The organism is Azotobacter tropicalis (assembly GCF_059739045.1).
This window is the reverse complement of sequence record NZ_AP046059.1, coordinates 2,514,094-2,537,803: the sequence shown is the minus strand read 5'-3', so window position 1 is coordinate 2,537,803 and position 23,710 is coordinate 2,514,094. Positions and strand designations below refer to the sequence as shown.

Annotated in this window: 19 protein-coding genes, 2 pseudogenes and 1 riboswitch; of the genes and pseudogenes, 11 read left to right on the top strand and 10 right to left on the bottom strand. The window is 68.9% G+C overall.

Annotated features, from left to right (window positions below):
* The first annotated feature begins 38 nt into the window (after positions 1 to 38).
* Entirely contained in the window at positions 39 to 509 is a 471-nt protein-coding gene (locus Atro_RS12025; protein ID WP_497922558.1) for a chemotaxis protein CheW, read from the top strand.
* 219 nt (positions 510 to 728) lie between these two features.
* Here the strand turns inward: Atro_RS12025 and Atro_RS12020 are convergent.
* Positions 729 to 1,439, bottom strand: a pseudogene (locus Atro_RS12020) (16S rRNA (uracil(1498)-N(3))-methyltransferase); the annotation flags it as partial.
* Between the two features lie 71 nt (positions 1,440 to 1,510).
* Positions 1,511 to 2,917: an adenosylmethionine--8-amino-7-oxononanoate transaminase gene (locus tag Atro_RS12015; RefSeq protein ID WP_497922555.1), complete on the bottom strand. Its 1,407-nt coding sequence runs from the start codon at positions 2,915 to 2,917 to the stop codon at positions 1,511 to 1,513.
* Between the two features lie 155 nt (positions 2,918 to 3,072).
* Between Atro_RS12015 and Atro_RS12010 the strand changes: the two genes are divergently transcribed.
* The 4 genes from Atro_RS12010 (at position 3,073) to Atro_RS11995 (ending at position 6,532) form a co-directional block, all read left to right on the top strand.
* Positions 3,073 to 4,587, top strand: a complete 1,515-nt coding sequence (locus Atro_RS12010) for a flavin monoamine oxidase family protein (protein WP_497922554.1) — start codon at positions 3,073 to 3,075, stop codon at positions 4,585 to 4,587.
* A gap of 147 nt (positions 4,588 to 4,734) precedes the next feature.
* Positions 4,735 to 5,289: a cytochrome b gene (locus Atro_RS12005; protein WP_497922552.1), complete on the top strand. Its 555-nt coding sequence runs from the start codon at positions 4,735 to 4,737 to the stop codon at positions 5,287 to 5,289.
* Positions 5,290 to 5,307: 18 nt separating this feature from the next.
* Positions 5,308 to 5,886, top strand: a complete 579-nt coding sequence (locus Atro_RS12000; RefSeq protein ID WP_497922551.1) for a YceI family protein — start codon at positions 5,308 to 5,310, stop codon at positions 5,884 to 5,886.
* Positions 5,887 to 6,070: 184 nt separating this feature from the next.
* Entirely contained in the window at positions 6,071 to 6,532 is a 462-nt protein-coding gene (locus Atro_RS11995; protein WP_497922549.1) for a hypothetical protein, read from the top strand.
* A 73-nt stretch (positions 6,533 to 6,605) separates the two neighbouring features.
* Here Atro_RS11995 and rhlE2 read toward each other — a convergent pair.
* From rhlE2 to Atro_RS11975, 4 genes and pseudogenes are all read right to left on the bottom strand, one after another.
* Positions 6,606 to 8,395: pseudogene (gene rhlE2 / locus Atro_RS11990) on the bottom strand (RNA helicase RhlE2).
* Between the two features lie 213 nt (positions 8,396 to 8,608).
* Positions 8,609 to 9,454 (bottom strand): methylenetetrahydrofolate reductase [NAD(P)H], encoded by an 846-nt coding sequence (gene metF / locus Atro_RS11985; RefSeq protein ID WP_497922547.1) that lies wholly within the window; start codon positions 9,452 to 9,454, stop codon positions 8,609 to 8,611.
* A 135-nt stretch (positions 9,455 to 9,589) separates the two neighbouring features.
* Entirely contained in the window at positions 9,590 to 10,996 is a 1,407-nt protein-coding gene (gene ahcY / locus Atro_RS11980; protein WP_497922545.1) for an adenosylhomocysteinase, read from the bottom strand.
* 7 nt (positions 10,997 to 11,003) lie between these two features.
* Positions 11,004 to 11,131, bottom strand: a riboswitch (S-adenosyl-L-homocysteine riboswitch).
* 102 nt (positions 11,132 to 11,233) lie between these two features.
* The gene (locus Atro_RS11975) at positions 11,234 to 11,584 is read right to left on the bottom strand and encodes a hypothetical protein (protein ID WP_497922544.1); all 351 of its coding nucleotides are present in this window, start codon (positions 11,582 to 11,584) and stop codon (positions 11,234 to 11,236) included.
* A gap of 225 nt (positions 11,585 to 11,809) precedes the next feature.
* Between Atro_RS11975 and Atro_RS11970 the strand changes: the two genes are divergently transcribed.
* A complete protein-coding gene (locus tag Atro_RS11970) occupies positions 11,810 to 12,253 on the top strand; it encodes a c-type cytochrome (protein WP_497922542.1) in 444 nt (147 codons plus the stop codon).
* A 101-nt stretch (positions 12,254 to 12,354) separates the two neighbouring features.
* Here the strand turns inward: Atro_RS11970 and ligB are convergent, their stop codons facing one another.
* Positions 12,355 to 13,998 carry an NAD-dependent DNA ligase LigB gene (ligB, locus tag Atro_RS11965; protein ID WP_497927672.1) on the bottom strand — a complete coding sequence of 548 codons (1,644 nt, stop codon included), beginning with the start codon at positions 13,996 to 13,998 and terminating at the stop codon, positions 12,355 to 12,357.
* Between the two features lie 275 nt (positions 13,999 to 14,273).
* On the opposite strand from ligB, the gene Atro_RS11960 reads away from it, so the two are divergent.
* The 5 genes from Atro_RS11960 (at position 14,274) to Atro_RS11940 (ending at position 20,562) form a co-directional block, all read left to right on the top strand.
* The gene (locus Atro_RS11960; RefSeq protein ID WP_497922540.1) at positions 14,274 to 15,035 is read left to right on the top strand and encodes a FadR/GntR family transcriptional regulator; all 762 of its coding nucleotides are present in this window, start codon (positions 14,274 to 14,276) and stop codon (positions 15,033 to 15,035) included.
* A 549-nt stretch (positions 15,036 to 15,584) separates the two neighbouring features.
* A complete protein-coding gene (gene kdgD / locus Atro_RS11955; protein ID WP_497922538.1) occupies positions 15,585 to 16,496 on the top strand; it encodes a 5-dehydro-4-deoxyglucarate dehydratase in 912 nt (303 codons plus the stop codon).
* Positions 16,497 to 16,626: 130 nt separating this feature from the next.
* Entirely contained in the window at positions 16,627 to 18,018 is a 1,392-nt protein-coding gene (locus Atro_RS11950) for an MFS transporter (protein ID WP_497922536.1), read from the top strand.
* A 21-nt stretch (positions 18,019 to 18,039) separates the two neighbouring features.
* Positions 18,040 to 19,593, top strand: a complete 1,554-nt coding sequence (gene garD / locus Atro_RS11945; RefSeq protein WP_497922534.1) for a galactarate dehydratase — start codon at positions 18,040 to 18,042, stop codon at positions 19,591 to 19,593.
* Between the two features lie 30 nt (positions 19,594 to 19,623).
* Positions 19,624 to 20,562 (top strand): 2-hydroxyacid dehydrogenase, encoded by a 939-nt coding sequence (locus Atro_RS11940; RefSeq protein WP_497922532.1) that lies wholly within the window; start codon positions 19,624 to 19,626, stop codon positions 20,560 to 20,562.
* Between the two features lie 154 nt (positions 20,563 to 20,716).
* On the opposite strand, the gene dctM is transcribed toward Atro_RS11940, so the two are convergent.
* The 3 genes from dctM to dctP are packed head-to-tail and all read right to left on the bottom strand — an operon-like array spanning position 20,717 to position 23,655.
* Entirely contained in the window at positions 20,717 to 22,000 is a 1,284-nt protein-coding gene (dctM, locus tag Atro_RS11935; RefSeq protein WP_497922531.1) for a C4-dicarboxylate TRAP transporter large permease protein DctM, read from the bottom strand.
* Positions 21,997 to 22,629, bottom strand: a complete 633-nt coding sequence (locus Atro_RS11930; protein WP_497922529.1) for a TRAP transporter small permease — start codon at positions 22,627 to 22,629, stop codon at positions 21,997 to 21,999. The genes dctM and Atro_RS11930 overlap by 4 nt, the downstream gene beginning before the upstream one ends.
* Before the next feature lie 33 nt (positions 22,630 to 22,662).
* Positions 22,663 to 23,655, bottom strand: coding sequence for a C4-dicarboxylate TRAP substrate-binding protein DctP (dctP, locus tag Atro_RS11925; protein ID WP_497922527.1), 993 nt, complete (start codon positions 23,653 to 23,655; stop codon positions 22,663 to 22,665).
* Between the last annotated feature and the right edge of the window lie 55 nt (positions 23,656 to 23,710).

The window sequence follows — 23,710 nt, the reverse complement described above, 5'->3', positions numbered from 1 at the left end:
GAGAGAACCTGGGCCGCATCGATCCTGCAGGAGTTGCCATGAAGCAAGCCGTAGCCAACCCGACCGGCATCGACAGCCTGACCGCTCTGCTGTTGCCGCTGACCGACCGTACCCTGCTGCTGCCCAACGTGGCGGTGGCCGAGATCGTTCCCTACCGCGGCGTGCAGGCCGCGGTAGGCCTGCCGCCCTGGATGCTCGGACAGATCGGCTGGCGCGATCTGCGCCTGCCGCTGCTGTCCTTCGAGGCTGCCAGCGACGGGCGGGCGCAGCTCGGCGCGACGCCGCGGGTGGCGGTGTTCAACGCCCTCGGCGGACGTCCGCGGGTGAAGTTCCTCGCCCTGCTGCTGCAGGGCATCCCGCGTTCGCTGAAGGTCGACGCCCGGCTGCCGCGCGCGGATACCGAGCTGGCGCCGCTGGAGCTGGCGGCGGTGCAACTGGAGGGCGGCGTGGTGCGGATTCCCGATCTGCAGGGCCTGGAGCAGAAACTGGCCGACGCCGGGCTGATCTGAGAGCCTGTTCATGCTCTGCTGCGCGTCGGCCATGCTGCGTTGAAATCGGGTGCGCAGGCCGCTTGCGGCTCACGCACTTTTGGTACGGCCCGAAGGGGCGAGCGGAGCGAGTCAAGCTCATGTACCACTCGTAAACCCCGCTTCCTCACCCGATCTCGCCTTGCCTGGCCTGAGCTCGCTAGAGCGTGGACAGGCTCTGGCGCGGGCTTGCTCAGAAGTCCCCCACAGCTGCTGGGCCACGCTCAGCGCCACCACCGGCGCCGTTTCGGTGCGCAGCACCCGCGGGCCAAGGCGGGCGGCCTGGTAGCCGGCGTGCTGCGCCGCCGCCACCTCCGCCTCGGACAGGCCGCCCTCGGGGCCGATCAGGAAGGCCAGCGAGGCCGGCCGGGCATGGCCGGTCAAGGGTTCGGCGAAGGGATGCAAGACCAGCTTCAGCCCGGCTTCGGTATGTGCCAGCCAGTCACCGAGCGGCATGGGCGGATGGATCGCCGGCAGCACCGAGCGGCCACACTGCTCGCAAGCGCTGATGGCGATCTGTCGCCAGTGGGCCAGACGCTTGTCGGCGCGCTCGTCCTTCAGGCGCACCTCGCAGCGTTCGCTGAGCAGCGGGGTGATTTCTGAGACGCCCAGCTCGGTGGCCTTCTGGATCGCCCAGTCCATCCGCTCGCCGCGCGACAGGCCCTGGCCGAGGTGGATGCGCAGCGGCGATTCGGCGAGTCCTGCCAGTTCTTCGCGCAGCTCGACCTGCACGCTCTTCTTGTCAACCTCCACCAATTCGCCGACGAATTCCCGGCCGCTGCCGTCGAACAACTGCACGGCGTCGCCGGCGGCGAGCCTGAGCACGCGGCCGATATAGTGGGCCTGGACTTCCGGCAGCGCGTGGCGGCCGAGGGACAGGGGGGCATCGATGAAGAAACGGGACAGGCGCATGGACGGGCTTCGACAGGCGGAAAAAGCGCAAGCTTAACCGCTGGCGGCCCTCGGCTGTAGGGCGCTTCGCCTCAGCCCGGATCGCGGAACTCGGCCGGCGCGCCGGCCGGCATCGCCACGCTGACTGCGCTGTGGGTGGCGAGGTCGATGCCCTCGCCGGCCACCTCGGCGAGAAAGTCGATCTCGTCCGGGGTGATCACGTAGGGCGGCAGGAAGTACACCACGCTGCCCAGCGGGCGCAGCAGGGCGCCGCGCGACAGGGCGTGCTGGTAGACGGCGAGCCCCCGGCGCTCCTGCCAGGGGTAGGGGGTCTTGCCCGCCTTGTCGGCGACCATCTCGATGGCCAACGCCATGCCGGTCTGGCGCACCTCGGCGACGTGCGGGTGGTCCTTCAGGTGTCCGGTGGCGCTGGCCATGCGCGCGCTGAGCACCTTGTTCTTCTCGATGATGTCGTCGTCGCGGAAGATGTCCAGGGTCGCCAGGGCAGCAGCGCAGGCCAGCGGGTTGCCGGTGTAGGTGTGCGAGTGTAGGAAGGCACGCAGGGTGGCGTAGTCGGCGTAGAACGCCTGGTAGACGTCGTCTGTGGTCAGCACCGCGGCCATCGGCAGGTAGCCGCCGGTCAGCGCCTTGGACAGCACCAGGAAGTCCGGGGCGATGCCGGCCTGCTCGCAGGCGAACATCGTCCCGGTGCGGCCGAAGCCGACGGCAATCTCGTCGTGGATCAGGTGCACCCGGTAGCGGTCGCAGGCCTCGCGCAACAGCTTCAGGTAGACCGGGTGGTACATGCGCATGCCGCCGGCGCCCTGGATCAAGGGCTCGACGATCACCGCGGCGATCTCGGCGTGGTGCTCGGCGAGGGTCCGTTCCATGTGGGCGAACAGGGTCCGCGAGTGCTCTTCCCAGCTCACCCCCTCCGGGCGCAGGTAGCAGTCCGGGCTGGGCACCTTGAAGGTGTCCAGCAGCAGCGGCTTGTAGGTGTCGGTGAACAGCGCCACGTCGCCCACCGACATGGCCGCCACCGTCTCGCCGTGGTAGCTGTTGGTCAGGGTGACGAAGCGCCTCTTGCCGGCCTGGCCGCAGTTGCGCCAGTAGTGGAAGCTCATCTTCAGCGCCACCTCGATGCCCGAGGAGCCGTTGTCGGCGTAGAACACCCGCGACAGGCCTTGCGGGGTGATGGCGACCAGCCGCTCGGACAGCTCGATGGCCGGCTGGTGGCTGAAACCGGCCAGCATCACGTGCTCCAGGCTGTCCAGCTGCTCGCGGATGCGCGCGTTGATCCGCGGGTTGGCGTGGCCGAACACGTTGACCCACCAGGAGCTGACCGCATCCAGGTAGCGCTTGCCGTCGAAGTCCTCCAGCCAGACGCCCTCGCCGCGGCGGATCGGGATCAGCGGCAGGCGTTCGTGATCCTTCATCTGGGTGCAGGGATGCCAGAGCACGGCGAGGTCGCGCTGCATCCAGTCGGCGTTGAGGCTCATGGGACTCTCCTGGAAACGATCGGCGAGAGCCTAACAGAGGTGCACCATGCGTTGCTGCCCGGGCCGTCGTGGCTGGCTGCCAGTAGGGCGCTGGCGTATGCTCCGCGCCGCGCACACGGGGTGTGCGGTATTTCCTTGAATCGGGGGCGAAAAACATGTTGCGGAGCTGGCTGCGGGGGACCGCACTGGTCGGGATGGGGCTGTTCAGCGTGCTGGCGCTGGGCAAGGAGAAACAGCCGACGGCGATCGTCGTCGGCGGCGGCCTGGCCGGTCTGGCCGCCGCCTGGGAGCTGCAGCGCGACGGCTGGCAGGTCACCCTGCTGGAGGCCCGCGGCAGCGCCGGAGGCCGCTCCGGCCTGGCCGGCGGCGAATGGGTCGGCAGCGCCAAGCTCCAGCCGCTGCTCAACGCCTACCTAACGCACTTCAAGCTGAAGGCCCAGCCGGCCCCCGAGGCGGTGCGCGGCACCGGCTACCTGATCGACGGGACCTATTTCAGCGCCGCCGAGCTGGCGCAGAAGCAGCCGACCGTCGCCGAGGGCCTGAAGCGCTACGAGCAGGCTCTCGACCAGTTGGCCGCGTCGATCAAGGACCCGCTCGATCCGGCCTCCGACCGCAAGCTGTTCGCCCTCGACCAGGGCAACGCGGCGCGCTGGCTGGACGAGCTGAAGCTGCCGACCACCGCCCGCCAACTGGTCAACCAGCGCATCCGTTCGCACTACGACGAGCCGTCGCGCCTGTCGCTGCTCTATCTCGCCCAGCAGAGCCGGGTCTACCGCGGCATCGACGAGGGCGAGCTGCGCGGCGCACGCCTGCCCGGCGGCAGCCAGGTGCTCGCCCAGGCCATGGTCAAGGAGCTGAAGGCGGTCAAGACCGGCGTGCGGGTGTCGGCCATCAGCCAGGACCGTGCGGGCGTGACGGTCAAGGCCGGGGACGTCGGCTACAGCGCCGACTACCTGGTGCTGGCGGTGCCGCTGCGCGCCCTGGGGCAGATCCAGTTCACCCCGACGTTGCCGGAGCGGCACCGCGGCGCGCTGAAGGGCACCAGCTACGGCTGGCGCGACCAGCTGCTGCTGAAGTTCAAGAGCCCGGTCTGGGAGAGCAAGGCGCGCCTGAGCGGCAACATCTACAGCAACCAGGGTCTGGGCATGCTGTGGATCGAGCCGGCGACCAAGGGTGGTGCCAACGTGCTGGTCAACCTGTCCGGCGACAACGCCCGCCTGCTGCAGGCCTTCGGCGACCGTCAGGTGGCCGACCAGTTGCTGATCCGCTTGCACGAGCACTATCCCAAGGCCCGCGGCGCCTTCGTCGGCTACGAGGTCCGCCGCTATAGCGGCGACAGCGGTCTCGGCGGCGCTTATCTGGCCTACGGGCCGGGACAGATCAGCCGCTACTGGCGGCTCTGGGAGCAGCCGCTGGAGCGCGTGGCATTCGCCGGCGAGCATACCGACCCGCTCTATCCGGGCACCCTGGAGGGCGCCCTGCGCAGCGGCAAGCGCGCCGCCGAGCAGCTGCGCGAGCTGCGCGCGGGCCGGCCGGTGCCGGCACCGCAGATCACCCGCCTCGACCAGCCGGCGGCCGCGCCGGCCACGGCCGCCAGCGTGGTCCGGGCGCCGGTCGAAGGCGAACGCAAGGAGGGCTTCTTCGCCCGCCTGTCCCGCCTGTTCCGTTGACGAACTGCCGGCGCGCCCGTAGGAGGGCTGCGCCGGCTTTGTCGTTCGGATATCGAACGATTCGATCTTTTAGAGCGAAAAATTCCGCTTTAAATCGATAGGTGAGCCGCTAGGCTGTGCGCATTCTCGAGCCAAGGAATGTCGCATATGCAATGGCGCAACTCTTCCCTCCGTTTCGGCCTGGTCAGCATCCTGCTGCACTGGTCGGTGGCGCTGACGGTCTTCGCCCTGTTCGGACTGGGCCTGTGGATGCGCGGCCTGGACTACTACAGCGCCTGGTACCGCACGGCGCCGGACCTGCACAAGAGCATCGGCATCCTGCTGTTTCTGGTCATGCTGCTGCGCCTCGTCTGGCGCCTGGTCAGCCGGTCGCCAGCGCCCCTGGCTAGCCACGGCCCGCTGACCCGGCTGGGCAGCCGGGCCGGCCACGCCTTGCTCTACCTCGGCCTGTTCGCCGTGATGATTTCCGGCTACCTGATCTCCACCGCCGACGGCCGGCCGATCTCGGTGTTCGGCTGGTTCGAGATACCGGCGCTGCTCAGCGGCCTGCCCAATCAGGAGGACGTCGCCGGCGAGGTGCACGAACTGCTCGCCTGGACGCTGGTCGGCCTCGCCGTCGTGCACGCCCTGGCCGCCCTGAAACACCATTTCATCGACCGTGACGCGACCCTGGCCCGCATGCTCGGCCGCGATACCCGCTAATCCCCCAAGGAGACTCCCATGCTCAAGAAGACACTCGCCGCCCTGGCGCTCGGCTCCGTCCTGCTCGGCGCCGGCCAGGCCATGGCCGCCGACTACGTGATCGACAAGGAAGGCCAGCACGCCTTCGTCAACTTCAAGATCAGCCACCTCGGCTACAGCTGGCTGTACGGCACCTTCCGCGACTTCGACGGGCGCTTCAGCTTCGATGCCGCCCAGCCCGAAGCGAGCAAGGTCCAGGTGAACCTGAAGACCGCCAGCGTCGACTCCAACCATGCCGAGCGCGACAAGCACCTGCGCAGCCCGGACTTCCTCAACGTCGCCAAGTACCCGACGGCGACCTTCGAGTCCACCCAGGTCAAGTCCACCGGCCAGAACACCTTCGACATCACCGGCAACCTGACCCTCAACGGCGTGACCAAGCCGGTGGTCATCGCCGCCAAGTTCATCGGCGAGGGCAAGGATCCCTGGGGCGGCTACCGCGCCGGCTTCGAGGGCGGCACCAAGCTGAAGCTGAAGGACTTCGGCATCCAGAAGGACCTCGGTCCGGCCTCCCAGGAGGTGGAGCTGATCCTCTCGGTGGAAGGCGTGCGCCAGTAAGCGGCGCGTCCCGAAGGCCGCTGCGGAACCCCGGTGTCGCTTCCCCAGGCGGAGCGGCACCGGCCGTGCGCCAATGCCGCCTGGTTCACAGCCTGGCTTTGCGGACAGCCGATCCGCGCCGTGCCGAACTGGCACCTTCGAGGCGTTTGACGGAGAATCCGCGCGTCTTTCGAGGAGTGCCCCCTTGTCTCAACGAACACTCGCCGCACTGGCGTCGGCTGCCGTGCTGGCGGTCACCGCCGGCTGCGATCCGGACGATTCGGCGTCCCGGACCATCACTGCGTTTTCCGATACATGCTCGCTGGATACGATCGACGGCAAGCCGGACCCGCTGGTTCGCGTCCGGGCCGGGGTCGTGGAGTTCGCCGGCTGGGCGGTGGACAGCACCACCAACACGGTTCCAGCAACGCTTCAGGTATTCCTGAAGGATTCAGGCAGTTTTTCCTATTCCCTCGAAGCTCCCCACAGGATTGACCGCCCCGACGTAGCCGCTGCGTTCAAGCAGGACGGCTTCCTGAAGTCCGGCTTCCTGTTCCAGGCCGACCTGTCCTCCCTCAAGCCGGGCGCCTACGCCCTGTCCCTGAAGATGCCGGACCATGGCCGTCTGGTGAGCTGCCAAGTCAGGAAGAACCTCGTCATCGATTGAGCCACAGGCAATGTGCAGAACGAAAAAGCCGGCGCGAAGCCGGCTTTTTTCTGCGGGCGGAGGAGGGGCTGCCTCACTCCTCGCGGTTGCGCGTCAGCAGCGCCGGCTTCTCGCCGCGCGGGCGGCGTTCGGTCAGCTGGTCGAGCTGCTCCGGGGTGGGGAAGCGGTCGCTCTTCGATTCCTTGTGCAGGATCAGCGGTTGCCGCTCCGGCTTGCGCGGCGCCTCCTCGCGGGGTTGCTCGCGGTAGGCCGGCACCGGCGCGCGACGCGGCTGGCCGTGGCTGGAGCCCTGGTCCTGGCGCTTCGGACTGCGCGGGCCCTGGTTCTGCCCCTGACTGCGGTTGGCGCCGGCCGTCTGGCCAGGCGTGCCGGGGCGGCGGCCGCGCTGCTGCTTGTTCTGGTAGGGACTGACGTAATCGGCGCGGTTGCCGAAGTTGTCGACCTCGTCGTCGAGGAATTCTTCGGGATCGCGATCCGGCGGCAGGTTGGGAATCGTCGCCTGGCGGGCGGGTTGCTCCTTGGCCTTTTGCGCCGGCCGGTTCGGCTGGCCGCTGCCTTTGGCCTGCCGGGGCTGTTCCTTGCCGCGGGCCTTCTCCGGGGTTTTTTCCCGGGGTTTTTCCTGCCCCTTGTCCTTGCCCTTGTCCTTGCGGCCGGCACCGCTGGCGTTGCGCGGCGGGCGCGGCTCGCGGACCTCGGGTTTCTCCGCCTCGACTGTGCTGAGGTCGAAGCCCGCCCAGTCGCCCTGCGGGATGCTCTGGCGGGTCATGCGCTCGATGGACTTGAGCAGCTTCTCCTCGTCCGGCGCGACCAGCGAGATCGCCTCGCCGCTGCGCCCGGCGCGGCCGGTACGGCCGATGCGGTGGACGTAGTCCTCCTCGACGTTGGGCAGTTCGAAGTTGACCACATGCGGCAGCTGGTCGATGTCCAGGCCGCGGGCGGCGATGTCGGTGGCGACCAGGAGGCGGATGGTGCCGCTCTTGAAGTCGGCCAGGGCCTTGGTGCGGGCGTTCTGGCTCTTGTTGCCGTGGATCGCCGCGGCCGGCAGGCCGTGCTTGTCGAGGTACTCGGCGAGGCGGTTGGCGCCGTGCTTGGTGCGGGTGAACACCAGGACCTGCTCCCAGGCGCCCTGGGTGACCAGGTGGGCGAGCAGGGCGCGCTTGTGGCTGGCCGGCAGACGGAAGACGCGCTGCTCGATGCGCTCCACCGTGGTGTTCGGCGGGTCACCTCGATGCGCTCGGGGTCGTGCAGCAGCTTGTTGGTGAGGTTGATGATGTCTGCCGAGAAGGTCGCCGAGAACAGCAGGTTCTGGCGCTTGGCCGGCAGCTTGGCGAGGACTTTCTTGACGTCGTGGATGAAGCCCATGTCGAGCATGCGGTCGGCTTCGTCGAGCACCAGGATCTCCACGTGGGAGAGGTCGACGCTGCCCTGGCCGACCAGATCGAGCAGGCGTCCGGGACAGGCCACCAGCACGTCGACGCCGCGGGACAGGGCCTGGACCTGCGGATTCATGCCGACCCCGCCGAAGATGCAGGCGCTGACCAGTTTCAGGTCGCGGGCGTAGAGCTTGAAGCTGTCGTGCACCTGGGCGGCCAGTTCGCGGGTCGGGGTCAGCACCAGCACGCGGGCCTGGCGCGGGCCGTGGCGGTGCTCCTTGTCCGGGTGGCCGCCGGGGAACAGTCGTTCGAGTACGGGAAGGGCGAAGCCGCCGGTCTTGCCGGTGCCGGTCTGGGCGGCAACCATCAGATCGCGGCCCTGCAACACGGCGGGGATGGCCCGCTGTTGCACGGGAGTGGGCTGGGCATAGCCGGCGGCCTCGACGGCGCGGACCAATGCCTCGGAGAGCCCGAGGGAAGCAAAGGACATGGGAAATCCTGTCTGGTTAGGGCGGGGCCCGAAGGTACGAACGTGCCGGGCGCGAATCGCGCGCGTGTGCGCGACCCCGACCGGTCTTGCTGGGCCTGCGTTGGCCGAGCAGCCGGGCGCAAGCCTGGCGGAAGCTGGGAGTATAACAGAGCTGAGCGGCAGCAAAGCGTGCTGCAGCCCGCCGTTGCGCCCGGGCGACGGCGGGCAGGCGCCTCAGCGCGGCAGTCCGAGGTTGTTCCAGATCGCCAGGCTGGGTTCGGCCTGGTTCAGGGTATAGAAGTGCAGGCCCGGCGCGCCGCCTTCGAGCAGCTTCTCGCACATCCGGGTCACCACCTGCTCGCCGAAGGCCTGGATGCTCTCCAGGTCGCCGCCGTAGGCCTCCAGCTGCTTGCGCACCCAGCGCGGCAGCTCCGCGCCGCAGGCGTCGGAGAAGCGCGCCAGCTTGCTGTAGTTGGTGATCGGCATGATGCCGGGGACGATCGGCTGCTCCACGCCCAGCTTGCGTACCCGCTCGACGAAGTGGAAATAGCTGTCGGCGTTGAAGAAGTACTGGGTGATGGCGCTGTTCGCCCCGGCCTGCATCTTGGCGGCGAAGTGGGCGAGGTCGTCCTCGAAGCTGCGTGCCTGGGGGTGCATCTCCGGATAGGCGGCGACCTCGATGTGGAAGTGCTCGCCGGTTTCGGCGCGGATGAACGCCACCAGGTCGCTGGCATGGCGCAGCTCGCCGCTGGCCATGCCCATGCCCGAGGGCAGGTCGCCGCGCAGGGCGACGATGCGGCGGATGCCGGCTTCCCGGTAGGTGTTCAGCAGGCTGCGCAGTTCGGCCTTGCTGTCGCCGACGCAGGACAGGTGCGGCGCGGTCGGCACCTTCACCTCGCCGTCGAGCTGCAGCACGGTGTTCAGGGTGCGGTCGCGGGTCGAGCCGCCGGCACCGTAGGTGCAGGAGAAGAAATCGGGGTCGTAGCCGGCCAGCTGGCGGGCCACGGTCAGCAGTTTTTCGTGCCCGGCCTCGGTCTTGGTCGGGAAGAACTCGAAGCTGTAGCGGCGTTCCTGGGACATGGAATGGGTCCTTGAAAGCGTAGGGAGGGTTAGCCGCGACGCGGCGTAACCCGCCAAGGATGCCGGCAGGCATCCCCATTGCCGGCCGGATGGCCGGTCGGTGGGTTATGGCCTGCGGCCTAACCCACCCTACGATCAGTAACGATAGCTGTCCGGCTTGAACGGGCCGTCGACACCGACGCCGATGTACTCGGCCTGCTGGCCGGTCAGGCGGGTGATCACGCCGCCGAAACCCTTGACCATCTCCAGCGCCACTTCCTCGTCGAGCTTCTTGGGCAGCACCTCCACGCAGAGGCGCGCGGCCTTCTCGGCGGCCGGCAGGTCGGCGAAGCGTTCGCCGTACAGGTGGATCTGCGCCAGCACCTGGTTGGCGAAGGAGCCGTCCATGACCCGGCTCGGGTGGCCGGTGGCGTTGCCCAGGTTCACCAGGCGGCCCTCGGCGAGCAGGATCAGGTAGTCGTCGTTGAGCGGGTCGAACGGGCCGGCGCCGGTGCGGTGGATCTTATGCACCTGCGGCTTGACCTCTTCCCAGGCCCAGTGCTTGCGCATGAAGGCGGTGTCGATCTCGCTGTCGAAGTGGCCGATGTTGCAGACCACGGCGCGCTTCTTCAGCGCCTTGAGCATGTTGGCGTCGCACACGGCGACGTTGCCGGTGGTGGTGACGATCAGGTCGATCTTGCCGAGCAGGGCCTTGTCGATGCAGGCCTCGCTGCCGTCGTTCTCGCCGTTCAGGTACGGGGAGACCAGCTCGAAGCCGTCCATGCAGGCCTGCATGGCGCAGATCGGGTCGATTTCCGAGACCTTGACGATCATGCCTTCCTGGCGCAGCGACTGCGCCGAGCCCTTGCCCACGTCGCCGTAGCCGATCACCAGCGCCTGCTTGCCGGACAGCAGGTGGTCGGTACCGCGCTTGATGGCGTCGTTGAGGCTGTGGCGGCAGCCGTACTTGTTGTCGTTCTTGCTCTTGGTCACCGAGTCGTTGACGTTGATCGCCGGGACCTTGAGGGTGCCGGCCTTGAGCATGTCGAGCAGGCGATGCACGCCGGTGGTGGTTTCCTCGGTGATGCCGTGGATCTTGTCCAGCATCTGCGGATACTTGGCGTGCAGGACCTGGGTCAGGTCGCCGCCGTCGTCGAGCACCATGTTGGCGTCCCACGGCTGGCCGTCCTTGAGGATGGTCTGCTCGATGCACCACTCGTACTCTTCCTCGGTCTCGCCCTTCCAGGCGAACACCGGGATGCCGGCGGCGGCGATGGCCGCGGCGGCCTGGTCCTGGGTCGAGAAGATGTTGCAGCTCGACCAGCGCACTTCGGCGCCGAGGGCGATCAGCGTCTCGATCAGCACCGCGGTCTGGATGGTCATGTGGATGCAGCCGAGGATCTTCGCGCCTTTCAGCGGCTGGCTGGCGGCGTACTTGCGGCGCAGGCCCATCAGCGCCGGCATCTCGGATTCGGCGATGATGATTTCCTTGCGGCCCCAGTCGGCCAGGGCGATGTCGGCAACTTTGTAATCGGCAAAAGCAGCGCTCATGCGTCTCTCCATTCGTGATGTCGAATGGGCGCCGTTGAAGTCAGGAACGGCGACCGCGGGAGCGATCGGCCGTGGCGACAACCGTCCGAGCCTGACAGGTGCGCCCGGTGCGTGACCGGGTGTCCTGCTGCAGCGCCCCTCGGACGGGAGGCGGGTGCGGCGCGTGGCCGCGAGAAGGGGCGATTATAGCCAGCCGGACGGGGGAGCCCAAGGCCCTCGCTGCCCGGTCTGCCAGGCAGCGGCCTGGGATCATTCTTCCGGGCGGTCGTGGCCGGTCTGCTGCGCCTGGCCGCGGGCGTCCGCTTGCTGCTGCGGCGTCGCGCCGGAAGCGCGCCGGGCGGCGTTCTGCTCCCGGGCCGTGTCCCGCTTCGCCGCCGCCTGGCCCTTGCCGTCGCCGATCCGCTCCTGGCGCGTTTCGCCCGGCTTCGCCTGCGGGTCCGGCTGGCGCGGGTGTTCCCGGTGCTGGCCGCAGTCGGTCTGGCTGGCTTTTGGGTGCTGCGCGTGATCGTCGGCAGTGCAGCCGTCCGCCGCCAGGGCGGCCTGCGGGGCGGCGATCAGGGCGGCGAGGGACAGGGCACATAGCGTGGAGAAGGCTTTCATCGATCGCTCCGGATTGGACTCGGTTCGGCATGGCGACCGACCGCAGCCCGCCGCGAGGAGGAGGAGGGCAGGCTGCGGCGGTCGGAGCGGATGCTACCCCTTGGCACGGACGTTCCGCCCGGCCCCTTACACTCTTTGCCTTTCCTTTACATTGCCGGGCCGGGCTTGGTGTTTGCCCGCCACTTGCGGATACTGGCGCCGCCGTGAACTGCCGCGATGTCGACGATGAACCCCAAAACACTGATGCTTCTGTTCGCTGTCCTGGGCGTGAGCGCCTGCGGCGGCGTCGACCCCGATTCGCCGCTGGGCAAACGCCAGGCGATCTTCAAGGACATGCTCAAGACCAGCGAGGACCTCGGCGGCATGCTGCGCGGCCGGCTGAGCTTCGACGAGCAGCGTTTCGCCGCCGGCGCGCTGCGTCTCGACCAGTTGTCGCGTCAGCCCTGGCAGCACTTCCCGCAGGTCAAGGAAGAGGACAGCAGCGCCCGCGACGAGGTCTGGCAGCGCCAGGAGCGCTTCCGCCAACTGGCCGCCGACCTGGAGCGGAGCACCGCGGCGCTGGTCGCGGCGACCGCCGCCCGGCCGCTGGAGCCCAAGGCCCTGGTGCCGTACCTGCAGCGCGTGGAGGACGCCTGCGAAACCTGCCACCAGGAATTCCGCGTCTATTGAGGCGGCATGGGGAAAGCGTGTCTGCTGGATAAGGCGGTGCCGTTATCCGTAGCTCGCCCTGGTAGCGTGGCCGACCGCGCAGCGTTTCCCCGCGCGTCGCTTCAGAAGCCCGCGACACCCGCCGCCTGCAGCCGCTGGCGCAGCGCCTGCACCTCGGGGTGCCGGAAGAAGGCCAGCAACCGGCGGGCGCGGCCGGGGCCGATGCCCGGTTCGTGCTGCCACTGCTCCAGGTCGCGTCCGGCCAGCTCGTCCCAGGAGGACGGCAGCCGCGCCCCGCCGCTCGGCGGCAGGCCGAGGGCCCGCAGCCAGACCGGGAAGGGCCGTTGCCGCGCCGTGCGGAAACGCTCGGCGAGCTGGCCGGCGCTGCGCTCGCCGAAGCCGGGCAGGCCGGCCAGCTGCGCCTCGCTCAGCTCCAGCCAGCCGAGCAGGTCGTCGAGCCGGCGGTTCTCCAGCAGGGTTTCCCAGGTGCCGCGGCCGATCCCGGCGAGGCCCAGGCCGTGCTTGCCGCCCAGCCAGTCGAGGCGGGCGAGGAACTGCTCCTCGCAGCCCGCCGTCGGTCGCCAGCAGCTCAGCGCGTGGTAGGCCGCCGGATCGGGCGCCGCCAGCGCCGGACGTTCGGCGGCGCGCCAGAGCACGCCCTCGACCTGCGGGATGCTCAGCCCGGCCAGGCGGATCGCCAGCTGGTCGCCGGGGCGGATGTCCAGTTCCCGCCAGCGGCGCAGCGAGCCGAGGGCGACCCGGCGGATCTGCCGGTCGTCCAGGCGCACCGGCTGCAGCTCCACGAGCGGGGTGATGCGCCCGCTGCGGCCGATCCGAAAGCGCACCGCCCGCACTTCGGCCAGCGCCTGGGCGAACGGATATTTCCAGGCCACTGCCCAATGCGGCGGCTCGGCCTGCCAGCGCTCGCCCGGCGGACGGCGGCCCTGGCGCAGCACCACGCCGTCGCTGGCGAAGGGCAGCGCTTCGCGGTACCAGCGCTCGCGCCACTGCCGCGCCGCGGCGAAGTCCGCCACCGGCTGGCTGTAAAGGCGCGCCTCGGCGAAGCCGAACCGCTCCAGGCCGTCCAGCCGCCCGGGCATCTCCGTCGGGCCGTTCGGCCAGTCCCAGACGAACAGGCCGATCCCGGCGGCCTCCGTGTCGTCCAGCGTCTGGCGCGCCAGCAGGCCGGCGATCCGGCTTCGCGCGCCGCGGCCGCCGGCCGCGGCCTGCACGTGGCCGGGCAGCCGCCAGTAGAGTTCGCCCTGCAGGATCAGCTGCCGCCTTTCCGGCACCTCCTGCGGCACCGCCGGCAGGCGTTTCGCGTGGGCCGTCCAGTCCTGGCCGTGGCGGCCGTCGCCGCGGCTGATGGCGCGCAGCAGGCGGCCGTCCCGGTATTCTAGGGTGACCGCCACGCCGTCGACCTTGGGCTGGATCCAGAGGTCCTCGCGGCGGGCCATCCAGTCGCGCACCGCCGCCTCGTCGAGCTTGGCGAGGCCGGTATGCGGCAGCGGATGGGCCAGCGGACCGGCGCTGTCGGCGAGCGGTTCGGGCGCGGCGCCGGCCTGCGCGGGGAAGCACTGGCGCCACAAGGCGAGGCGGGCGCGGGCCTGGTCGTAGAGCTCGTCCGCCACGGGGCTGCGGCCCTCGCGGTGGTAGGCGTCGTCCCACTGGCGCAGGCGCTCGGCGAGCGCCGCCAGCTCGGCGCCGGCGCGGGGCTTCGGCCAGTCGGGGCAGGGCGCGGCGAGCGCGGGAGGGCGAACAGACAGACAACGGAAAGGGCGATCCGGCGGGGCATCGAGGCATCCTTGCTCGGTAGTGGGCGATCGCCGCCGTGGCGCGTGGCCGCCGGCGGGCGGAGCGCTCCAGTCTAGGCGGCGGGGCCCGTTGCCCGAAGGCGCGGCCGGCGAAGTCTTGACGGCCGTCACGGCCGGGCAGGGCGGAAGCGCACCGTTTGCCCGCGCTCCGACAATCGTCGCTGTTGTCGTACAACGGCGAGGGGGTATGATGGACTCCCGGACCGCAACCGATACCGAGCATCGAGATGAGCAACGACAGCACATTGCCGCGCCCGCGGCGCAAGAGCCGCAGCCTTGCCCAGGACCTGGTGGCCGAGCTGACCCGGCAGATTCGCGAGGGGCAGATCAAGTGCGGCGAGAAGTTGCCCACCGAGTCGGAAATCATGGAGGCCCACGGCGTCAGCCGCACCGTGGTGCGCGAGGCCATCTCGCGCCTGCAGGCTTCCGGCACGGTCGAGACGCGCCACGGTATCGGCACCTTCGTGCTGGACACGCCGAGCACCAGTGGCTTTCGCATCGACCCGGCGACCATCGTCACCCTGCGCGACGTGATGGCCATCCTCGAGCTGCGCGTCAGCCTCGAGGTGGAGTGCGCCGGCCTGGCCGCGCGCCGGCGCAGCGCCGAGCAGCTGGCCGCCATGCGCGCGGCGCTGGACACCTTCAACCGCGCCAGCCAGGCCAGCGATGCGATCGCCAGCGACTTCCAGTTCCACATGCAGATCGCCCTGGCCACCGGCAACCGCTATTTCACCGACATCATGAGCCACTTCGGCACCAGCATCATTCCGCGCACCCGCCTGGATTCGGCGCACATCGCCCATGCCGACCAGCAGCAGTACCACGCGCGGTTGCGACGCGAGCACGAGGAGATCTACGAGGCGATCGCCCGCCAGGATGCCGACGCGGCCCGCGCCGCCATGCGCCTGCACCTGACCAACAGCCGCGAACGTCTGCGCCAGGCCCACGAAGAGGCCGAATCCCAGCAGGCCGGTTCCGAGCCGGCCTGATTCCCGCCCCAGCGTACGGATCGCGGTCCGCGCCGGCCTGGTCCTTCGCCGTCCTCCCCTTGCAGCGCCGAGCGCCCGGCCGAAGCCGGCGTGGCGTGTGCAAGCCTCCATCGTCTGCGCTGACCTGTTTTCGCGACTGCTCGCCGGTCGCGCCGGCCCCGGCTTCCCGCCGTGCATCGCGGAAATCCCCGGCATCGGCCTGCGATGCCGCGAGTATCCGCTCCCGCTCAGGCGGACATGGCCGCGCGCCGCCGTGCTTTCGCTCCTGCTCACGGCATTCCTTGCGAAAAGATACGATGACTGCTTGTCGGATTCGAGAGGCTGGGTTGTTCCGTGCAGCTGCCGAAATCACTCAGTAAATCGATGATTTATAAATAAATTTATCGAAACGCAGTGGTTTTTTGGTGTTTCTAGAGACGCTGCCAGGCGCCGGAGGTGCTGGAAAAGGCACGCAGAGGGACTAGTTTTTACGGAAGTCATACGATAACTTATTTCCAAGCCCGGTCGCCGACCGGAGACTTCCACTTCATCAAGCAGGGTGCTCGACCAATGACTCCGCAAGAACTCAAGTCCATCCTCTCCTCCGGGCTGCTGTCCTTCCCGGTCACCGATTTCGATGCCGCCGGCAACTTCAACGCCGAATCCTACGCCCGCCGCCTGGAGTGGCTGGCGCCCTACGGCGCCAGCGCGCTGTTCGCCGCCGGCGGCACCGGCGAGTTCTTCTCGCTGGACCTCGACGAGTACCCGCAGATCATCAAGACCGCGGTCGACACCTGCGCCGGCAGCGTGCCGATCCTCGCCGGCGTCGGTGGCCCGACCCGCCAGGCCATCCACATGGCCCAGGAGGCCGAGCGCCTGGGCGCCAAGGGCCTGCTGCTGCTGCCGCACTACCTGACCGAAGCCAGCCAGGAAGGCGTCGCCGCCCACGTCGAGGCGGTCTGCAAGGCGGTGAAGATCGGCGTGGTGGTCTACAACCGCAACGTCTGCCGGCTGACCCCGACGCTGCTCGAGCAGCTGGCCGAGCGCTGCCCGAACCTGATCGGCTACAAGGACGGCCTGGGCGACATCGAGCTGATGGTGTCGATCCGCCGCCGCCTGGGCGAGCGCTTCACCTACCTGGGCGGCCTGCCGACCGCCGAGGTCTTCGCCGCGGCCTACAAGGCGCTGGGCGTGCCGGTCTACTCCTCGGCGGTGTTCAACTTCATTCCGCGTACCGCAATGGAGTTCTACAAGGCCGTCGCCGCCGACGACCACGTCACCGTCAGCAAGATCATCGACAACTTCTTCCTGCCGCTGCTGGAGATCCGCAACCGCCGTGCCGGTTACGCGGTGAGCATGGTCAAGGCCGGGGTGAAGATCGTCGGCCACGACGCCGGTCCCGTGCGCGCGCCGCTGACCGACCTGCTGCCCGACGAGTACGAACGCCTCGCCGCGCTGATCAGGAAGCTCGGCCCGCAGTAAGCCGGAGCGCTTCGCAGCTGCTTCGTCCGGCCGTCTCGACCCTCTGGCGAGCGGCCGGTCGCGAGTCCGCCGCCCTGCGCGAGCAGGGCACTCCACGCAACAAGACAACAATTTCGTGGAAGCCAACGCCATGCAAGCCATCAAGCAAACCCGCGTGCGTTACCTGATCCTGCTCATGCTGTTCCTGGTGACGACGATCAACTACGCCGACCGCGCCACCATTTCCATCGCCGGATCCAGCATGCAGAAGGATCTCGGCTTCGATGCCGTGACCCTCGGCTACATCTTCTCCGCCTTCGGCTGGGCCTACGTCCTGGGGCAGATCCCCGGCGGCTGGCTGCTCGACCGCTTCGGCTCCAAGCGCGTCTATGCGGTGAGCATCTTCACCTGGTCGCTGTTCACCCTGCTGCAGGGCTTCGTCGGCGGCATGCCGGTGGCCTGGGCGGTGACCACCATGTTCATGCTGCGCTTTCTGGTCGGTTTCGCCGAAGCGCCGTCGTTCCCCGGCAACGCGCGCATCGTCGCCGCCTGGTTCCCCACCGCCGAGCGCGGCACGGCCTCGGCGGTGTTCAACTCCGCACAGTATTTCGCCACCGCGCTGTTCGCCCCGCTGATGGGCTGGATCGTCCACAAGTTCGGCTGGGAACACGTGTTCGTCATGATGGGCGCGCTGGGCATCGTCTTCTCCGGGGTCTGGCTGAAGACCATCTACAACCCCAAGGAACACCCGCGCATCAACCGCGCCGAGCTGGAGCACATCGAGCAGAACGGCGGTCTGGTCGACATGGACAGCGCCCGCAAGTCGGGCAGCCAGGGGCCGCGCTGGGACTACATCCGCCAGCTGCTGACCAACCGCATGCTGGTCGGCGTCTACCTCGGCCAGTACTGCATCAACGGCATCACCTACTTCTTCCTCACCTGGTTCCCGGTGTACCTGGTGCAGGAGCGCGGCATGTCGATCCTCAAGGCCGGCTTCATCGCCTCGCTGCCGGCGCTCTGCGGCTTCATCGGCGGCGTGCTCGGCGGGGTGATCTCCGACGCCCTGCTGCGCCGCGGCCACTCGCTGACCCTGGCGCGCAAGCTGCCGATCGTCACCGGCCTGCTGCTCTCCACCAGCATGGTGTTCTGCAACTACGTCCAGGCGGAATGGATGGTGGTCGGCTTCATGACCCTGGCGTTCTTCGGCAAGGGCCTCGGCGCGCTGGGCTGGGCGGTGGTGGCGGACACCTCGCCGAAGCAGATCGCCGGCCTGTCGGGCGGGCTGTTCAACACCTTCGGCAACATCGCCTCGATCACCACGCCGATCGTCATCGGCTACATCATCAGCGCCACCGGCTCCTTCAAGTGGGCGCTGGTGTACGTCGGCGCCAACGCGCTGGTGGCGGTGTTCAGCTACCTGGTGATCGTCGGCCGCATCCAGCGCGTCGAGCTCAAGGACGGCCCGACCCAGGGCGGCTCGGCCCGCCGGGAAGAGGCGTCGGCCGTTCCGCTCGGCCCGCAGGGCAGCGCGGCGTCCGCCTGAAATCTGTACGAGGATAGTGTCATGTTGATCGAACATCAGGATTCGCCGCGCTACATCCGCCTGCACGCGGACGATAACGTCGGCGTGGTGGTCAACGACCAGGGCGTGGCGGCCGGCAGCCGCTTCACCGACGGTCTGCAGGCCATCGAGCACATCCCGCAGAGCCACAAGGTGGCGCTGGCGGACCTCGCCGAAGGCGCCGAGGTGGTGCGCTACGGCCAGGTCATCGGCTACGCCCTGCAGCCGATCCCCCGCGGCAGCTGGGTGACCGAGGCGCACCTGCGCATGCCCGAGCCGCCGGCGCTGGACAACCTGCCGCGGGCGACCCAGGCCGCCGCGCCGGTCGAGCCGCTGGAGGGCTTCACCTTCGAGGGCTTCCGCAACCCCGACGGCAGCGTCGGCACACGCAACCTGCTCGGTGTCAGCACCACCGTGCAGTGCGTGGCCGGGGTGCTCGAGCATTGCGTCGAGCGGGCGCGCAAGGAGCTGCTGCCCAAGTACCCCAACGTCGACGACGTGATCGCCCTGAGCCACAGCTACGGCTGTGGCGTGGCGATCAACGCGCCGGACGCGGTGATCCCGATCCGCACCCTGTTCAACCTGGCCCGCAACCCCAACCTCGGCGGCCAGGCGCTGGTCATCGGCCTCGGCTGCGAGAAGCTGCAGCCGGTCCAACTGATGCCGGGCGACGAACTGACCAGTGGGATGAGCGAGCCGCAATGGCTGTACCGCCTGCAGGAGTCGGGCAACGGTTTCGCCGGGATGGTCGACCAGATCCTCGGCCTGATCGAGGCGCGCCTCAAGGTGCTCGATGCGCGGCGCCGCGAGACCTGCCCGGCCTCCGAGCTGGTGGTCGGCATGCAGTGCGGCGGCAGCGACGCCTTCTCCGGGATCACCGCCAACCCGGCACTGGGCGTCGCCGCGGACCTCTTGGTGCGCGCCGGCGCCACCGTGATGTTCTCGGAGAACACCGAGGTGCGCGACGGCATCCACCTGCTCACCCCGCGGGCGGCGACCCCCGAGGTGGCCGACGCGCTGATCCGCGAGATGGACTGGTACGACCGCTACCTGGAGCGGGGAATGGCCGACCGCAGCGCCAACACCACCCCCGGCAACAAGAAGGGCGGGCTGAACAACATCGTCGAGAAGGCCATGGGCTCGATCGCCAAGTCCGGCTCCAGCCCCATCGCCGGCGTGGTCCCGCCGGGCGAGAAGGTCAGGGGCAAGGGCCTGCAGTTCTGCGCCACCCCGGCCAGCGACTTCATCTGCGGCACCCTGCAGCTGGCCGCCGGGATGAACCTGCACATCTTCACCACCGGGCGCGGCACGCCCTACGGTCTGGCGATGGTGCCGGTGATCAAGGTGGCCACCCGCACCGAACTGGCCGAGCGCTGGCCGGACCTGATCGACGTGGACGCCGGGCAGGTGACCTCCGGGCGGCTGTCGCTGGAGGAGCTGGGCTGGGAGATCTTCCGCCTCTACCTGGACGTGGCCAGCGGCCGCACGCGGACCTGGGCCGAGCAGCATCGCCTGCACAACGATCTGGTGCTGTTCAATCCGGCGCCGGTAACCTGAAGCCGGATCAATCCAGCTGAGGAGTTTTCGATGAATGGACCGAGAGTGCTGCAGGTCGGCGCCTTGAGCGAGCGCTTCAACCGGCGCATGGCCGAGGAATACGGCGCCGAGCCGTACTGGAAACAGGCCGACGGCGTGGCCTTTCTGGCCGGCCACGGCGCCGAGTTCGAGGTGCTGGTCACCTCGGCGCGCTTCGGCTGCACGGAGGCGATGCTCGCGGCGCTGCCCAACCTGCGCGCCGTCTGCAGCTTCGGCGTGGGCTACGACGCGATCCCGCTGGGCCCGTTGCGCCAGCGCGGCATCCCGCTCAGCAACACGCCGGACGTGCTCAACGAGTGCGTCGCCGATCTGGCCATGGGCCTGCTGATCGACGGCGCGCGGCGGATCGCCGAGGCCGACCGCTTCGTCCGCGCCGGCAACTGGCGGATCGGCAACTTCCCGCTGGCCACCCGGGTCAGCGGCAAGCGCCTGGGCATCGTCGGCCTGGGCCGCATCGGCCAGGCGGTGGCGCGGCGCTCCGCCGGCTTCGACATGCAGGTGCGCTACCACAACCGCCGGCCGGTGGCCGGCAGCCCCTACGGCTACGCGGCCTCCCTGGTGGAGCTGGCGCAGTGGGCCGACTTCCTGGTGCTGACCTGCCCGGGAGGACCGGCGACCCATCACCTGGTGAATGCCGAGGTGCTCGCGGCCTTGGGGCCGAAGGGCCTCTTGGTCAACGTGGCGCGCGGCTCGGTGGTCGACGAGGCGGCGCTGGTCGCCGCGCTCGCCGAAGGCCGGCTCGGCGCCGCGGCCCTCGACGTCTTCGAAAAGGAGCCGCTGGTGCCGGCGGCCTTGCTGGACATGCCCAACGTGGTGCTGCTGCCGCACGTCGGCAGCGGCACCGAGGAAACCCGCCTGCAGATGGAGGAGCTGGTCATCGCCAACCTGCAGGCGTTCCTCGACAAGGGAGAGCTGCTGACCCCGGTCTGACGCCTCCCTGCCCGGTTATGGCGCCGCTCTGGGCGGCGGCGCCATAAGGCGCGGCGCTGCCACAAGCGGCGCGGCGCGACCCTCGCACATTGGCTGGTTCTTGCAGTAGGGCGCACCATGAGTGCGCCTTTTTTATGGCGCTGCGCGCCGCGTTTCAGTTCATGCCCAGCCAGTTGGGCAGGGCCAGGGAAATAGCCGGCACGTAGGTGATGACCAGTAGGAAGCCGAGCAGCAGCAGCAGCCAGGGCAGCGCGGCGTGGATCACCTGGCCGACGCTCATGCCGGTCACCGCCGAGGTGACGAACAGGTTCAGCCCCACCGGCGGGGTGATCAGGCCGATCTCCATGTTCACCACCATGACGATGCCCAGGTGGATCGGGTCGATGCCCAGGCGCATGGCGATGGGGAAGAGGATCGGCGCGAGGATCAGGATGATCGCCGAGGGTTCCATGAAGGCGCCGGCCACCAGCAGCACCAGGTTCACCACCAGCAGGAACATCCACGGCGACAGGCCCATCTCGATCACCCAGGCGGTGATGGTCTGCGGGATCTGCTCGGTGGTCAGCACGTGGGCGAAGAGCATGGCGTTGGCGATGATGAACATCAGCATGATCGACAGCTTGCCCGACTCCAGCAGCACCTTGGGCGCCTCGCGCAGGCGCATGTCCTTGTAGACGAACAGCGCGACGAAGGCCGCGTAGACCGCCGCCACCGCCGCCGCCTCGGTGGGGGTGAACATCCCCGAGTAGATGCCGCCGAGGATGATCACCATCAACAGCAGGCCCCAGAGCGCCCGGCGCGCGGCGGCCAGCCATTCGCGAAAGCTCGCCCGCGGCAGCGCCGGCAGGTGCCGCTTGCGGGCAACCAGGTAGATGGTCGCCATCAGCACCACGCCGAGCAGGATGCCCGGCACCACCCCGGCCATGAACAGCTTGCCGACCGAGCTTTCCGTAGCGGCGGCGTAGACCACCATCACCACCGACGGCGGGATCAGGATGCCGAGGGTCCCGGCGTTGCAGACGATGCCGGCGCCGAACGCCTGCGGGTAGCCCGAGCGCACCATGCCGGCGATGGCGATCGAGCCGACCGCCGCCACCGTGGCCGGCGAGGAGCCGGACAGCGCGGCGAACAGCATGCAGGCCAGCACCGCGCCGATCGCCAGGCCGCCGCGGATGTGCCCGACGCAGGCGTTGGCGAAGTCGATCAGGCGCTTGGCCACCCCGCCGGTGGTCATGAAGGCGCCGGCGAGCAGGAAGAAGGGGATCGCCAGCAGGGTGTAGTGCTCGGAGGTCTCGAACAGCTTGATCGCCAGCGAGCGCACCGAGTCGGGGCTGAACAGCATGATGGTCAGCGAGCCGGACAGGCCCAGGGCGATGGCGATCGGCACGCCGATGAACATCAGCACGAAGAGGACGAGGAACAGGAAGGCGATGGTCATGGCCGCAACTCCTCGTGGTCGGTCAGCTTGGCGACTTCAGCGGCCTCGTCGGCCAGGCCCAGGCCGGTCTGCTGGCCTTTCAGGATGCGCACGAAGATCTCCAGGAAGCGGACGAAGACCAGGGCGAAGCCGAGCGGCACGATCAGGCCGATGTGCCACTGCTGGATACCGAAGTGGCCGAGGTCCTCGGCGCCGATGGCGGCGTGGAACAGGGTCGCGACCCACTCGAAGCTGGCCACGCCGAGCAGGCCGGCGTAGGCCAGGCAGGCGACGCAGCCGATCAGGCCGAGGAGGCGCTGCACCGGCCGGCTGGCCAGCTTGACCAGCGCGTCGACGCCGATGTGCCCGGCGGTGCGCACGCCGTAGGCCAGGCCGAAGAAGATCAGCCAGGCGAACAGCGCTTTGGTCAGGGCGTTGCTCCAGGTCATCGCCTGCGCCCAGTCGAGAAGCGGATCGCCGAGGGCGTAGAAGAAGGCGCTGGCGAAGGTGAAGCGGTCGCCCAGGGCGTAGAAGAACGCATAGAGGTTGTTGAGCAGGACGTAGACGAAGGTCACCAGGGTCATGGCCGCCAGCAGGAAGGCGATGAAGCCTTCCTCGAAGCGGTCCCAGAGCCGACGCAGGGCGTGCATGGCAGGGTCTCCGGCGCAGGGGCGGCAGGCAGGTCAGGGCTGGTTGGCGGCCTGGGCAGCCTTGATCAGGTCGGTGCCGATCTCGCCCTCGAACTTCTTCCACACCGGCTGCATGGCCTCGCGCCAGTGGGCGCGCTGCTCCGGGGTCAGCTCGATGATCTCGGTGGTGCCGGCGGCGAGGATGCGCTGCTTGTCGCCCTGGTTGAGGGCGTCGGCCTGCTTGTTCACCTCGGCGCTGACCTCGTCGACGATCTTGCGCAGCTCGTTGCGCACGTCCTCCGGCAGGCCGTCCCAGAACTTGGTGTTGGTGATCACCATGTAGTCGAGCACGCCGTGGTTGGACTCGGTGATGTACTTCTGCACCTCGTGCATCTTCTGGCTGTAGATGTTCGAGTAGGGGTTCTCGGCGCCGTTGACCACGCCGGTCTGCAGGCCCTGGTAAACCTCGGCGAAGCTCATCTTGCGCGGGTTGGCGCGTACCGCCTTGAACTGCTCCTCGAGCACGGCCGAAGCCTGCACGCGGAACTTCAGGCCGCGGGCGTCCTGCGGCTCGCGCAGCGGCTTGTTGGCCGACAGCTGCTTCATGCCGTTGTGCCAGTAGCCGAGGCCGGTGATGCCCTTGTCCTCCATCGCGTGCAAGAGGCTGCGCCCGGCCGGGCTGGCCTGGAAGCGGTCGACCGCGGCCATGTCGTCGAACAGGAAGGGCAGGTCGAAGATCTGGATCGGCTTGGCGTACTGCTCGAACTTGGCCAGCGAGGGGGCGATGATCTGCACGTCGCCGAGCAGCAGCGCCTCCATCTCCTTGCCGTCGCCGAACAGCGAGGAGTTCGGGTAGACCTCGACCCGCACCTTGCCAGGCAGGCGCTCCTCGGCGAGCTTCTTGAACAGCAGGGCGCCCTGGCCCTTGGGGGTGTTCTCCGCCACCACGTGGGAGAACTTGATGACCACCGGGTCGGCTGCCCGGGCCAGGCCGGCAAGGCCGAGAGCGAGGGCGCAGAGCAGTACCTTGACGGTCGGCTTGAGCATGAGGGGCTTCCTTTTTCTTGTTGGTCTTGGCGGCCCGGCGCGGGGTCTGCGAAGC